Raw genomic sequence first — 12,287 nt, 5'->3', positions numbered from 1 at the left:
GGTTGACGCCGTAGTCGCGGGCGATACCGGCCAATCCGGAGGCATAGCCCTGCCCGATCGCGCGGAACTTCCACTCTGACCCGCTGCGGTAGAGCTCACCGAAGACCATCGCCGTCTCGCTCGACGCGTCCTCGGTGAGGTCGTAGCGGGCCAACTCCGCACCGGTGGCGCGGTCGACGACGCGGATGTAGGCGTTGCGGACCTGTCCGAACGACTGGGAGCGGGCCTGCGCGTCGTGGATGGAGACGGGGAAGAAGATGTTGGTGATCGTCGGCGGGGTCGCCGCGAGGTCGACGTTGATCACCTCATCGTCGCCCTCGCCCTCACCCGTCAGGTTGTCACCGGTGTGCTCGACGCTGCCCTCGGGCGAGCGCAGGTTGTTGTAGAACACGAAATGCCCGTCGGAGAGCACCTTTTGAGTCGGACCGGTGATCAACGCACTGGCGTCGAGATCGAAGTCGGTGCCCGTGGTCGAGCGCACGTCCCAGCCGAGACCGACCGCGACCGCGGTCAGGTTCGGCGCCTGCTTCGACAGCGACACATTGCCGCCCTTGGCCAGACTGACACCCATGGTCTTTCCTTTCCTCGTGGAGTGAAACTGCCTGTGCCACCTGGTCATTGCGGTGGCGTCGCGATCGGTGTCCGGAGGTTCGATCATTATCCCGCTGCCGGGCGGGCGGAGTGCGGGAACTGATCGGTGGGAGTCGAGTTGATCGGCGATGGCGAGTACTTTCCGCCGAAGCTCGACCAGCTCGATCAGATCCCGGGTCAACGACAACCCCGCCTGCTCGGCCCGCCGGGTGGCGGCCACCGATTCCAGGCTCGCCGCCGTCACCGCATCACGCAATCGGGCAGCGAGTACGCCCGGACCCCATACCGGTGCAGGTACCTCGTTGTTGGTGTCGGCCACAGTCTCCCCCTCGACCTGCCCTGACTAGGTGGTGGCGTCGCTGCTCGCGCCCGCCAGAAGCAGTCGCTGCAGGACATCGGTAATGGTGACCAGACCGACGATCCTCGACTCTGATTCGGCCGACGTGGTGACCAGTGTGAAGTGTCGGCGCTTTTCCCTCATCACCCGCAACGCCTCGTAGACCGGCACATCGGCATCGAACCGCAGCACCGGCCGCATCAGCTCGGCCGCGGTCGTCTGTGGTGACGCCGCCAGACTATCGCGCACATGGACCACGCCCAAGACCTCGTCGCCGTCGCGCACCAGCAGCCGCAGGTGACCGGTCTCGCGCGATCTCTGCTGGATGTCACCGACCTTGGCGGCCGGTGCGACCGCGCTCGGGGCCGGATTCGGCACAACGATGTCGCCGACGGTGAGCTGCTCGAGTTCCAATGCGCTGGTGAGGTTTCCGCGGTAGCGCTCGTCGAGGGTGCCCGCGGTCGCGGAATGTTCGACAAGGTGGCGCAGGGCGGCCGGATCTTGCCCGGCGTCGACCTCGTCGACCGGGGTGACGCCGACCTTGCGCAGGCACCAGTTGGCGGCGTGGTTCAACGCCGTCAGCAGTGGCCGCGTCACCGCCATGAACGCCCGCATCGGGATCGCCAGCATGGTGGCGGACTTCTCCGGATGCGCGATGGCCCACGATTTGGGAGCCATCTCCCCGACCACCAGATGCAGGAAGGTCACCACGATCAACGCCAGCACGAATCCCGCGACGTCGGCGATCCACAGCGGCGCGCCCATGTGCTCGATGAGCGGGGTGATCCAGTGGTGCACAGCGGGTTTGGTGATCGCACCCAGTGCCAGCGTGCACACCGTGATGCCCAGCTGCGACCCGGCCAGCAGCACCGGCAACTCCGCGGAACTGCGCAATGCCGCACGAGCGGCGCGACTGTTCGGCGCGGCATCCTCGAGCCGGTGTCGCCGCGCCGCGATCAGCGCGAACTCGACAGCGACGAAGAAGGCGCTGGCGGCGATCAACACGATCGTGACCGCGACGACCACCCATGGGTTACTCATCGACGTCTCCAGCCTGTTCGGTGCGGATGGTCAGCCACACCGAGGACGGCACATGCTTGCCGATGGCCCTGACCTCGGCCACCACCGTGCGGGCCGGACCTGGTTCGTCGGCGATGTAGTCGGCGCCGCTGCGCGGCACCGTGATCTCGACCCGATCACCGACGCCCGGCAGACCGCCGTAAGCATGGATGACCAGCCCGGCGACTGTCTCGTAGTCACCGGCGGGAAGGTCGACCTCGATGACCCGTTCGACTTCGTCGATGTGCACCTCGCCCGGCACGAGCCAACCCTCGCCGTCGGCAACGATTTCCGGAGTGGTACCGGAGTCGTGTTCGTCGGCGATCTCACCGACGAGTTCCTCGGCGATGTCCTCGACGGTGACGATGCCGGCGAACCCGCCGTATTCGTCGACGACTAGCGCCATCTCCTGGCCAGCCTCGCTCAGGCGGGCAATGACGTCGGGTAAGGCCAGCGATTCCGGGACCAGCACGGCTGGGCGCAGGTGATCACCCGCGGTACCGGTCGGGGTTCCATAGAGCAGGTCGTGCAGTTCGATGGTGCCAAGCAGATCGTCGCTCGAGCTCCCGACCACGGGATAGCGGGTGTGCCCGGCGCTCATCCGGGCGAGCACCGAGGCGACCGGTTCATCGACCTCGATCAGGTCTACCTGCGAACGGGGAATCATCGCGTGTTCGGCCGTGGCGGACGGGAAATCAAGGATCCGATCGAGCAGCGTCGACAATTCGCGTGGTAGTTCACCGGCGTCGCGGGAGGCCGCGACGATGTGCTCGAGATCGCGTGGGGTCGCCGAATGCTCGACGTCATGGACCGGTTCGATCCGCAAGGCGCGCAGCAGCACGTTCGACGATTGATCGAAAAGCCAGATCAGCCAACCGAATATCCGCAGATACAGGGTGGTCGAACGGGCCAGCCAGCGCGCGACCGGCTCGGGACGAGCGATCGCGAGGTTCTTCGGGAACAGCTCACCGAACAGCATCTGCACGATGGTCGAGAATCCGATCGCCAGCACCGTACCGATGCCGATACCCACCGCGGCCGGTATCCCGACTCCCCCGAACAATTCACCGAGGCCACGGCCGATCAGCGGTTCGGCCACATAGCCGACGAGCAGGCCGGTCACCGTGATCCCGAGCTGGGCCCCCGACAACATGAACGACGTCCGCCGGGTGACCGCCAGCGCGCGACCCGCCGATGCGTCGCCGGTCTCGGCCTGCGCGGCCAGCCGCGACCGGTCCACCGCCATATAGGCGAATTCCTGGGCAACGAAATATCCGGTCACCGCGGTGATCAACAGGACCACTACAACGCCCGCAACCACGCTGAGTACAGTCAGCACACTCTCACCCCGTCACTGCGCAGTAGAACACTCACCACAGCGCGGGGCAATCGAGACGGACCTTCGTCGTCGGTTTCTCCATCAGGCATGCCCGCCAGAGTAGCACGTTGGACTGTATGGTTAGGGGTAGCGAAAGGCCACGCGAAGGGAGATGCGCCGATGTCCGAACGACTGATCCGGATCGGCGAACTGGCCACGAGCGCGCAGGTCAGCACCCGGACCGTCGACTACTACACGAACCTGGGATTGCTGGCACCGGCCGGTCGTTCGGCAGGCAATTACCGCCTCTACGATCCCGCTGCCGTCGATCGGATAGCTCTGATCAAACAGCTGGAATCTCAAGGGATTTCGCTTGAGGAGATCGCGGCAGCGTTGTCCGGCGGACCTGGCGACGTCGCGTCGAGCCTCGCGCGCCTCGACGACGATCTGAAGACGCTACAAGCCACGATCGAGGGTGCGCCGACAGCGATGCAAGGCCTGCTGGCCATCATCGCCGGCCGGGTCCACACGCTGGTCGCCATCGCGCTGCAGATCCCACCTGACATCCCGATTCTCTGAACAGCGGCCATCGGTCAGTGCTGATCCTGGCGACAGGCAAAGTACATCGAGTACCGGCCGCGATGGCGGGCCGAATCTCGACGCCGCCACCACTCCGGCTCCGGAGAGAGCGCCGCGGGCACCTCCGGCATGATCGTCGAATCCATCCGCGCGAGCGCCGGACAGATCCAGATCCTCCGTCAGCACCGATCGCGGCGCCCATCCTCCCCTTACCGCAACGACGCGCCACTCACCGGATCGAGCGGCAGGCCGACCCTGCCGCGTAGCGCTACCGCGCTCAACGGTACTGAGCCGATCAGCATGGCCACCGATCCGAGGACCATCCAATTCTCCGCGGCCGCGAACAGGAGAATCAGCACTTTCCGGCAATGATCAGCCCTGCCGACAATCGCGGGACGAGCCCGGTACGAAACAGCGCGCGGGCAAGACGATCAAGCCCCCGAACACCACCGCTGACAGAGTGGTCGAGACCATGGTTCTGGGGGTGAGTCTCGACGTCACCGATCGGCGAAGTCTGACATCGCATCCTGGTGCCGGATTTCGGTATCGGTGAATCCTGACTTCACCTTGGCCGGGCGCGGTGAGGTCGCTGCGGCACCGTACCGTCCGGCGTGTGAGCGAGGTAGTTGACGAGCCGACCGGATCGACGGCCACGGCCCGGCGGGGCGCGTTGCTGCTGGTCTTCGCGTCCGGTGCGGTGATCGGTGTATTGGGCGGGCGGATCGGGCTCGGAGGCGCGGAGTTCCGGCTGCCGCTACTGATCGGGCTCTTCGGATTCGCCGCCCTGCACGCGGTCATCCTGAACAAGGCGATGAGCCTGATCGTGGTCCTGACCGCCCTGCCCGCCAGGCTGCTTGCCCTGCCGTATTCGGAAGTGAGCCAGCACGCGACGATCGCGGTGAACCTGCTCGCGGGCAGCCTCGTCGGTGCCTGGCTCGGCGCGAGTTGGGCCACGAAGATGCATTCGCGCACCCTCTACCGGGTCTTGGCCGGGCTGTTGGTCCTGATCGCCGCCGCCCTGGCGGTCAGTCACCTCGGGCACCTCGACACTGTGGAGTTGCCGACGTCGGCGCGAGTCATCACGGCAGTGATAGCCGGGGTCGGGATCGGGATCGTGGCCGCGCTGATGGGTGTGGCCGGTGGGGAGCTGCTGATTCCGACGATCGTGTTGCTGTTCGGCGTGGATATCAAGGTAGCCGGGAGCCTGTCGCTGATGGTGTCGTTGCCGACCATGTTGGTCGCATTCGCCCGCTACAGCCGCGACGACAGCTTCCAGATCCTGGGCGCCAATACCCGATTCGTCTTCGTCATGGCTGCCGGTTCGATCGCGGGAACGGTCGTGGGCGGGCTGCTGCTCGGTGTGGTTCCCAGTGCCGCCCTCATTCCGATTCTGACCGCGCTGCTGCTGATCTCATCAGTCAAGGTCTGGCGCCACCAGTAGGCGTTGACGTCAGAATTCACCGATCTGCGAGGCTTCGGCGGGCCCTCTGCCGACGTCGAGATTCACCGGTGATCGTCGCGACGAACTGTTCGGCCGAGGACGACTTTCCTGAGCTGGTGTAGGGCGAGCTTCACTCGAAGTCGAAGAAATCGGCCACGCTCACAAGGTTGAGTGCCCATCCGATCGCCACGACCAGCGGTGCCAGCACCAACGACACGCACCCCTCGCTGCATCACCTCGGCGCCGAGCCGGAGCTCTACCGGATCATGGCCAAGGACCGGGGCCTCACCTTTTTCCTGTCCGCCCTCCACGACGAGATTACCGACACCCTCACCGCCCGCCTCACCGAACGACGCACCTCCCGCAACAATTCCCTCCGTGGCACCGCCACTGCAGGCCGCCATGGTCACCAGCATGCTCATCACCGCCATTCGCACCTGGATCGAGAGCGGACTCACGACCTCGGCCGAAACCGTCGATCAGACCTTTCACATCCTCGCCACTGCTGCGATCGACGCAGGTCTACGCCCCGCGCCGCAGTAGCACTCGGGGCTCAGCTCTTGCGGCGGGCGGCACCGAGAACGACTGCCAGTCCACCGCCCAGCAAGACGACCACAGCCACGGCCCAGATCCACATCGGGAACCCGTTGGACTCATCGGTCTCGGCAGCGGCCGGTTGCGTTGTCGGCGATGCGGGCGTGCCGCTGTCCGCCGCAGTGGTCGGGGCAGCCTTGGTCAAATCAAAGGTGTAGCTGCCCTGGATCGGGTGCCCGTCCTCGGAGACGACACGGAACCCGACCGTGTAGACCCCCGCCGGGCCCAAGCCGGTCAGGTCGGTCGACAAGGTCTTGCCCTGTGTCTTCGGTTCGCTACGTTCGTAGTGCTGCCCGTCGGGTCCGACCACGGTCAGCGCGGCGAAGGTCGACTGAATGGCTTCGTTGAAGGTCAAATTCACCTGGGTAGGCGCGGTGTCGATGCGTGCGCCGTCCGCGGGGTCGCTGCCCGACAGCGCGGCATGCGCCGCTGCTGGACCGGCTGTCAGCGCCAGCGCGGCGAGCACGGCCACGAACGCCGCCGCGGTTCGCATTACGATCGTGACCGCTGTCGCGGGCAGTGCGCGGATCGACTCATGCATGGGGTTGTTCTCCTGTCACCATGTGATCGGCAAGATTGAGACCTTCGCGAACGAGCCGGGCGAGGTGGCCGTCTCTGATGCGATAGACGATATGTCGGCCCTCACGGCGGGTCTCGACCATGCCGGTGAAGCGCAGCTTCGCCAGGTGCTGACTCACCGCGGTCCGAGAGGCCGCTGTGGCCTCGGTCAGTGCGCTGACATCCGCTTCTCCACTGGCCAGAATCCACAGGATGTGCAGGCGGGTGGGATCAGCGAGCATCCGGAACGCCGACGTCGCGGCCTCGAGACGCGGGGAGTCTGGTTCGACGGCATGAACGAGACTGGGCACCACCGGCGCACTCGCGTTCGAACCGGGCTCCCCGGTCATCCTGGTTCACCGACTTTCGACTCTCTGGGCCTGCGGCACCGTGGCCGTCGTCTGCGGCCACAGCCGCGCGGCCGTGATCCCGGCCAGTGTAGCCAGCACTGCCAACACCACCGCCGCGCCGAACTGCCCCACCACCGCGCCGACCCAGCCCGCGATGGGGTAGGTCAGCAGAAAACACGCGTGCGACAACGAGAACTGGGCGGTGAACACCGCCGGACGCGTCGCGTCGTCGGATCGCGCCCGCAGCAGCCGCGCCGCCGGGGTGTTGATCATCGACGCTCCCGCCCCGAGCAACAACCATGCCAGCGCGAGCAGAACCCATCCCGCTACCGGGGCAGGCTCGACGGCAGCAAGGACTGCCGCGATGGCCAGACCGATGGGCAACACGGTACAGCCGGTCAACATCAACCGACGGTCGGGCATCACGGCGAGCAACCGGGGCACCGAGATCGCCACGACCATCGATCCGGCACCATAGACGCCCAGAGCGATGGCGACCGCGGACGCCGGGCCCGCGAGCAGGTCGCGGACGTAGACGACGGTATTGACCACGACCAGCGCGGTCGCGGCCCCAACAGCGAGGTTCATCGCGAGCAGGCCACGCAGCACCGGGTCGGCCGCCATGATCCGCGCGCCACCGGTGATGCGCCGAGTGAGCGGCACCGACCGATCGACGGGCACCCGGCGCGGCAGCCGGGTACCCACAACCATCGCCGCCGACACGACGAAACCCGCCGTAGTCCCCAGGAAGAGCAAGTTGTAACTGATCACCGTCAGCAACGCCGCGGCCAGCACGGGGCTCAGCAGCGATTCGAGGTCATAGGCCAGCCGCGACAGCGACAGCCCGCGCGTGTAGTCCTCCTCGTCCTCCAGCACGGAGGGGATCACGGCCTGGAAGGCAGGAGTGAAGGTCGCCGATGCCGCCTGCAGGACGAAGATCAGCAGATAGATCTGCCACACATCGCTCACAAACGGCAGTGCCAGCGCGACGACCGCACGCACCGCGTCCGCCGACACCAACAGCACACGTCGCGGGACCCGATCCGTCAGCGCGGAAATCACCGGCGCCACACCGACATAGGCGACCATCTTGATGGCCAGCGCCGTGCCCAGCACCGCACCCGCGTCGGCACCGGCGATGTCGAAGGCCAGCAGACCCAACGCCACCGTCAACAGCCCGGTACCCACCAGCGCGACCACCTGAGCGGTGAACAGCCGACGGAAACCTCGATGCCGCAGCACCTCCAACACAGCCGACCTCCTGGCTCACCTCACTCGACACCGTCCAGGCTAATGCAATATGTGCGCAGGTGCGAACCTGATAACAAGCAGCTCGCCGCAGGCTGCCACCCGACGAACCATTGAGCAGCCGAAACAACCGCCGTGCGACATTCGTGTCAACTCGACCGCAGCTCGCAGATGCGGGGTGCGCCACCCGTTCAGGGCGTGGGCTCGAACTCGCGCAGCACCGAGCCGGCACTGCGCGGCAGCGGGAAGAAGCTGTGATGAGTGCCGGGATCGAGGGCGAGCGTGTGCGCCCCGTCAGCCATGAACCGCGATGCTACGACGGTGGTTCGCCCGCCGTGGTAGTCGAACACACTGACCCAGCCGCTTTCGGCAGCGACATACAGCCTGCGGGCCGCCTCGTCGTACACCAGTACATCCGGGGTCGGACCAACACCGTGGCGATCGGTGACCCTGCGTGCGGTCAGATCGACCGTGACCAGGGTGGCATTGCCTTCACACCCTACGAAGACCACCTGATCCGGCCCATCGAGTGCCAACCCGTGCGGCCCCGCGCAGCCCGGTACCCCGATCCGATCAGTCACTGCGAACGTTGCCGGATCGATGACCGCTATCTCACCGCGGCCCTGAACGCCTACCAGCACTCGGTCGATCGCGACGTCGTAGACGACATTGCCCACTTCACCACCGAGCCCCACCGTCGCCTGAACTACGCCGGTATCGGCGTCGATGACGGTCTCGGTTCCCGCGTGTTCGTTCGTCGTCCACACCGCGGCGCGGCGCGAATCGTAGGCCAACCCGTCCGGATACTCCCCGGTCGGCGTAGTGCGAACGACAACACCCGTGTCGGCGTCGATGGTCGCCATCTGGTTGCGGTCGGTCACCGTGGCGAACACCTGATGCCGTCCCGGCACAGCGAGTACGCCGTGCACACCGGGCAGATCCGCGATCGTCCGCACGACACGATGGGCACGGGTGTCGACTTCGATCACCTCTCCGGCACCCATATGCGCGATGTACAACGCACCCGACCCGGGGTCGAGGCTGGTGTAGTCGAACCGCGCCGTCCCACCGCTCAGCGCGATACCGCCGACCTCACGCAACGGCAGTTCACCGACTCCCGGCGCCGACGCGGGCCCGCAGCCGACCGCGATCACGCCGAGGATCGACATCATCGAAAGCCTCGTCAACCGCACAGCGCCTCCTGGCGAGAGATGCACCTCGTAGTTTCACGGTACGCACCCTGCACACCCGCCGACAGGCCGACAGCCGCACTCATTCGCCCTCGACCACCGTCTGATCGGCTGCTCATTCCCGGGCCTTCCCGAAGGTTCGTCGAGCACGCGGTATCCACCGGCGAACCCGGCGCCCTCCGGAACAACTAATGTCACCAGATGAGTTGTTGTGGAACCGGTTTCGGCGTGGAGGCCCTGGATGAGCGAAGTCACGGCACACGACGAGAGTGAGCCCCGGCGGCGCCGGCGGATTCCCGGGCTCGACCTCGCGCGGGGACTGGCGGTTTTCGGGATGTTCGTCGCCCACCTCGGCCCCGAGGACGGCCGCGGCGGCGTCGTCGGTTTCGCGCTCGACGCCGCCGACGGCCGAGCATCCGCGTTGTTCGCGGTCCTGACCGGCATCACACTGATCTACATCACCTCGCGTGAGCGGACTTGCGGCGGAACACGAACAACCGTCGCGGTTCTGGTGCGGGCGGCAATTCTCATAGCGCTGGGTCTGATCCTCAGCATCTCCGGCGCACCGGTGAAGGTGATCCTCGTCTTCTACGGCGCGTGCTTCGTACTCGTTCTGCCGCTGGTCCGGATGAGCGGTCGCGTTCTTTCCGTCGCCGCGGTCGCGGCGGTTCTGGCCGGTCCACAGTTGCTCTTCGTCGCGCGGCCCTGGTGTGAGTCCACGTCGACAGCTGCCTGCGAGCTGGTGGTGACAGGGACGTATCCGGCATTGGTGTGGGTGTCGTTCATCCTGACCGGAATGGCGCTGGCACGGATGGACCTGGCTTCGACGCGGATTCAATTCGGGTTGCTCTGGGTCGGAGTCGGTACAGCCGTCCTCGGCTACGGCGGGTCCTGGCTGGCAATGGACACCGTCCCGGGCGTGGACCCGCTATTGCGTGGATCTCGACTGTGGTGGGCATTCGACAGCGGAAACTCCGAGCATTGGTCTTGGCTGCTGGTCGCGGCTCCCCACAGCCAAACCACTTTGTCCGTGCTCGGAAATACCGGTGTCGCGGTCGCGATCGTCGCGACCGCGCTCTTGGCCACTGCCGAGCACGGCATGCTCACCCGCGCGCTTCGTCCGGTCACCGCGGTGGGCGCCATGTCGCTGACTGTTTACGTCGCACACATCGGCGCGGTCTGGGCGATCCACGCGACAGGCATCGATACCCTTGCCGAACGTTCGATGGTGGTCTTGATCGGATTGACCGCAGGCACCACCGTGGCGGCGACCATCTGGATGCAGCGCTTTCGCCGCGGCCCTCTCGAAGCGATGCTGAGCTCGACGACCGTGCGTGCCCAGCGGTTGATCTGAGCCGCTGACGCAACAATTCATGTCCACCGTCAGCCCGGGTTGCGCGACCTCGGCCACCGAACCGTTGCGGACTTCGGACTGCGATAGAATTGCAGTTCAGCAGGAGATCCAGGTGTGGCAGACGGACGGTTTCGAAGTCGAGGACTGGCGCTGGCGCTGGGCCGTGGCCGGGCTTGCCCTCGGCGGTATCACTGTGACTGTGACCGCGATCTCTCCGCTGTATTCGATCGCACTTGCCACCGCCGTCATGCTGGCCGGGCTGGCAATATCGCACGTCGGCGAATTTCGTCCGTCCGGAGCGAGGCTGGTCTCGCTGGGATTCGGCATGTTGGTCCCGACTGCCGCAGCCGCGGCGATGCTGGGCATCAGTTCGCTCTGACTTCGAATTGCGGACACGACTCTGTGATCGAACGGTGTCGACGTCGGCTACTTCCGCGGCGACCTCGACGTGGACAGCACCGCACGAGCCGTCAACGGCATGCTGTTCGCTGCCGCCATCTACCGCCTCACCGACCCACCGGAGGCGGCCTTCGAACAGCTCACCCGCACGATCCGCGACTTCATCTACCGCAGCCTCGCCACGGAAACAACAGCGGCCGTGAATGATCCAGAAACCAGGCCCGGACAGGCGAAGGCTGAGTCGATCACCTAACACGGCGCCTCAACCCGAAACCGACCGCTCCGTCACAATTTCGCGGCGCATGTCGCGATGCCCGATCGCCGGTACTTCCCGAGCAAACAGAGCATGACCGGTATCCGGCCCGACACGATATCGCTGCGGGGTGTGATGCAGCAAGGCGCGCGGGCAGGTGTCCAGCACAAGTGGAGTTGGCGGCCGAGTGGCGGAGTCTAGGGCTGTTGGCGCGGCGGGAACGTGGAGTGCTCAACTGTCGGACCGGAGTCGGCAGGTCGCCTGTCCTGCACGAGACAACACCGACCCGTCTACAGCCAGCAGTTCTCAACTGACCGCTCGAAAACCGCAGGTCGCCCGCGCCCCCTTCTCCGATGTGCCCCGCCGTGGGCACATCGGAGAAGGGAACACGATAGGATCGACACCGGCGAACCGGGATCGCTAGATTGTGTAAGAATCCGCGATGACCAGGCGTTTTCCGGTTGCCCATGTTTTGCGTGTCCTGCCGAGGAATCAAACCTGCGACCGCTCCCGGCAGACCAGACGTAGCATCGTTCAATGCGGCCATCGGCATCCGCCGGAGCACATCCACTACAGTGCTCCAGCCATCGCTTCTTAATCGACCGCGATTATTCTGTCGTACAACGACGCCGCCGCCTCATGCCTGCGCCGGGATCGGCCAGCGACACCACGATCCTGATGCAGTGGACGTCGGCGGGAATCGCTCACAAGTTGATGCCGCCCGCGTCGGGCCGGGAATCTCGGTCCCACAGCAGCTCGATCCCGGGCCCGCGTGGTTGCCCGGCGGAGATCACCGCGTGGGATCGCGTGACGGTTCCGGCGGTGGTCAACAGCAGCGCCGCGAGATCGATGCCAGCCTGATTGTCGACGGTGACGATGAGGGTGTCGGTGTCGAGGTCGCCGGATTGTCCCTGCAGCAACAGTGCACTCACCGCCGTCGTCTACGATCGGTGCGGTCGAGTCGAGGGATTCGAAACCGGCCAGTGTGCACCAGGACCGAGTGGAGTCGGCCCCGT

General features: G+C 66.0%; 14 protein-coding genes. 6 read left to right on the top strand and 8 right to left on the bottom strand.

The features are described from left to right. The 3 genes from DFR69_RS23870 to DFR69_RS23860 all read right to left on the bottom strand — a co-directional run. Positions 1-571, bottom strand: a 571-nt coding sequence (locus DFR69_RS23870; protein ID WP_110039872.1) for a TerD family protein, incomplete at its 3' end; no start/stop codon positions are given. Positions 572-934: 363 nt separating this feature from the next. After that, positions 935-1,969, bottom strand: coding sequence for a CNNM domain-containing protein (locus DFR69_RS23865; RefSeq protein ID WP_110039831.1), 1,035 nt, complete (start codon positions 1,967-1,969; stop codon positions 935-937). After that, the gene (locus DFR69_RS23860) at positions 1,962-3,326 is read right to left on the bottom strand and encodes a hemolysin family protein (protein ID WP_110039830.1); all 1,365 of its coding nucleotides are present in this window, start codon (positions 3,324-3,326) and stop codon (positions 1,962-1,964) included. The genes DFR69_RS23865 and DFR69_RS23860 overlap by 8 nt, the downstream gene beginning before the upstream one ends. A 159-nt stretch (positions 3,327-3,485) precedes the next feature. Here DFR69_RS23860 and DFR69_RS23855 point away from each other — a divergent pair, with 159 nt between their 5' ends. The 3 genes from DFR69_RS23855 (at position 3,486) to DFR69_RS34590 (ending at position 5,868) form a co-directional block, all read left to right on the top strand. Further along, positions 3,486-3,884, top strand: coding sequence for a helix-turn-helix domain-containing protein (locus DFR69_RS23855; RefSeq protein WP_110039829.1), 399 nt, complete (start codon positions 3,486-3,488; stop codon positions 3,882-3,884). 580 nt (positions 3,885-4,464) lie between these two features. Beyond that, a complete protein-coding gene (locus tag DFR69_RS23850) occupies positions 4,465-5,325 on the top strand; it encodes a sulfite exporter TauE/SafE family protein (protein ID WP_341867804.1) in 861 nt (286 codons plus the stop codon). Positions 5,326-5,703: 378 nt separating this feature from the next. Continuing rightward, positions 5,704-5,868, top strand: coding sequence for a hypothetical protein (locus DFR69_RS34590; protein WP_167456382.1), 165 nt, complete (start codon positions 5,704-5,706; stop codon positions 5,866-5,868). Between the two features lie 10 nt (positions 5,869-5,878). On the opposite strand, the gene DFR69_RS23845 is transcribed toward DFR69_RS34590, so the two are convergent. From DFR69_RS23845 to DFR69_RS23830, 4 genes are all read right to left on the bottom strand, one after another. After that, the gene (locus tag DFR69_RS23845; protein ID WP_244198425.1) at positions 5,879-6,460 is read right to left on the bottom strand and encodes a copper resistance CopC family protein; all 582 of its coding nucleotides are present in this window, start codon (positions 6,458-6,460) and stop codon (positions 5,879-5,881) included. Next, positions 6,453-6,827, bottom strand: coding sequence for an ArsR/SmtB family transcription factor (locus DFR69_RS23840; RefSeq protein ID WP_110039827.1), 375 nt, complete (start codon positions 6,825-6,827; stop codon positions 6,453-6,455). Before DFR69_RS23840 ends, DFR69_RS23845 begins: the two co-directional genes overlap by 8 nt. Before the next feature lie 6 nt (positions 6,828-6,833). Continuing rightward, on the bottom strand, positions 6,834-8,078 hold the full coding sequence (locus DFR69_RS23835) for an MFS transporter (protein WP_110039826.1): 1,245 nt from the start codon (positions 8,076-8,078) through the stop codon (positions 6,834-6,836). 188 nt (positions 8,079-8,266) lie between these two features. Next, positions 8,267-9,175 (bottom strand): YncE family protein, encoded by a 909-nt coding sequence (locus tag DFR69_RS23830; protein ID WP_244198424.1) that lies wholly within the window; start codon positions 9,173-9,175, stop codon positions 8,267-8,269. Between the two features lie 331 nt (positions 9,176-9,506). Here DFR69_RS23830 and DFR69_RS23825 point away from each other — a divergent pair, with 331 nt between their 5' ends. The 3 genes from DFR69_RS23825 (at position 9,507) to DFR69_RS23815 (ending at position 11,271) form a co-directional block, all read left to right on the top strand. Continuing rightward, a complete protein-coding gene (locus tag DFR69_RS23825; protein WP_110039824.1) occupies positions 9,507-10,619 on the top strand; it encodes a DUF418 domain-containing protein in 1,113 nt (370 codons plus the stop codon). Positions 10,620-10,638: 19 nt separating this feature from the next. Then, entirely contained in the window at positions 10,639-10,998 is a 360-nt protein-coding gene (locus DFR69_RS23820) for a hypothetical protein (protein ID WP_244198423.1), read from the top strand. Positions 10,999-11,067: 69 nt separating this feature from the next. Continuing rightward, positions 11,068-11,271, top strand: coding sequence for a hypothetical protein (locus DFR69_RS23815; protein ID WP_110039823.1), 204 nt, complete (start codon positions 11,068-11,070; stop codon positions 11,269-11,271). A gap of 704 nt (positions 11,272-11,975) precedes the next feature. Here the strand turns inward: DFR69_RS23815 and DFR69_RS23810 are convergent. After that, positions 11,976-12,203 (bottom strand): hypothetical protein, encoded by a 228-nt coding sequence (locus tag DFR69_RS23810; protein WP_110039822.1) that lies wholly within the window; start codon positions 12,201-12,203, stop codon positions 11,976-11,978. Positions 12,204-12,287: the final 84 nt, after the last annotated feature.

The organism is Nocardia neocaledoniensis (genome assembly GCF_003182135.1).
Lineage (GTDB): Bacteria > Actinomycetota > Actinomycetes > Mycobacteriales > Mycobacteriaceae > Nocardia > Nocardia neocaledoniensis.
This window is presented reverse-complemented; position numbering and strand designations above follow the sequence as displayed.

Coding starts and splice junctions, on each gene's coding strand:
- DFR69_RS23865 (WP_110039831.1), bottom strand. CDS start 1,969: ATGAGTAACCCATGGGTGGTCGTCGCGGTCACGATCGTGTTGATCGCC.
- DFR69_RS23855 (WP_110039829.1), top strand. CDS start 3,486: ATGTCCGAACGACTGATCCGGATCGGCGAACTGGCCACGAGCGCGCAG.
- DFR69_RS23845 (WP_244198425.1), bottom strand. CDS start 6,460: ATGCATGAGTCGATCCGCGCACTGCCCGCGACAGCGGTCACGATCGTA.
- DFR69_RS23840 (WP_110039827.1), bottom strand. CDS start 6,827: ATGACCGGGGAGCCCGGTTCGAACGCGAGTGCGCCGGTGGTGCCCAGT.
- DFR69_RS23825 (WP_110039824.1), top strand. CDS start 9,507: ATGAGCGAAGTCACGGCACACGACGAGAGTGAGCCCCGGCGGCGCCGG.
- DFR69_RS23820 (WP_244198423.1), top strand. CDS start 10,639: ATGTCCACCGTCAGCCCGGGTTGCGCGACCTCGGCCACCGAACCGTTG.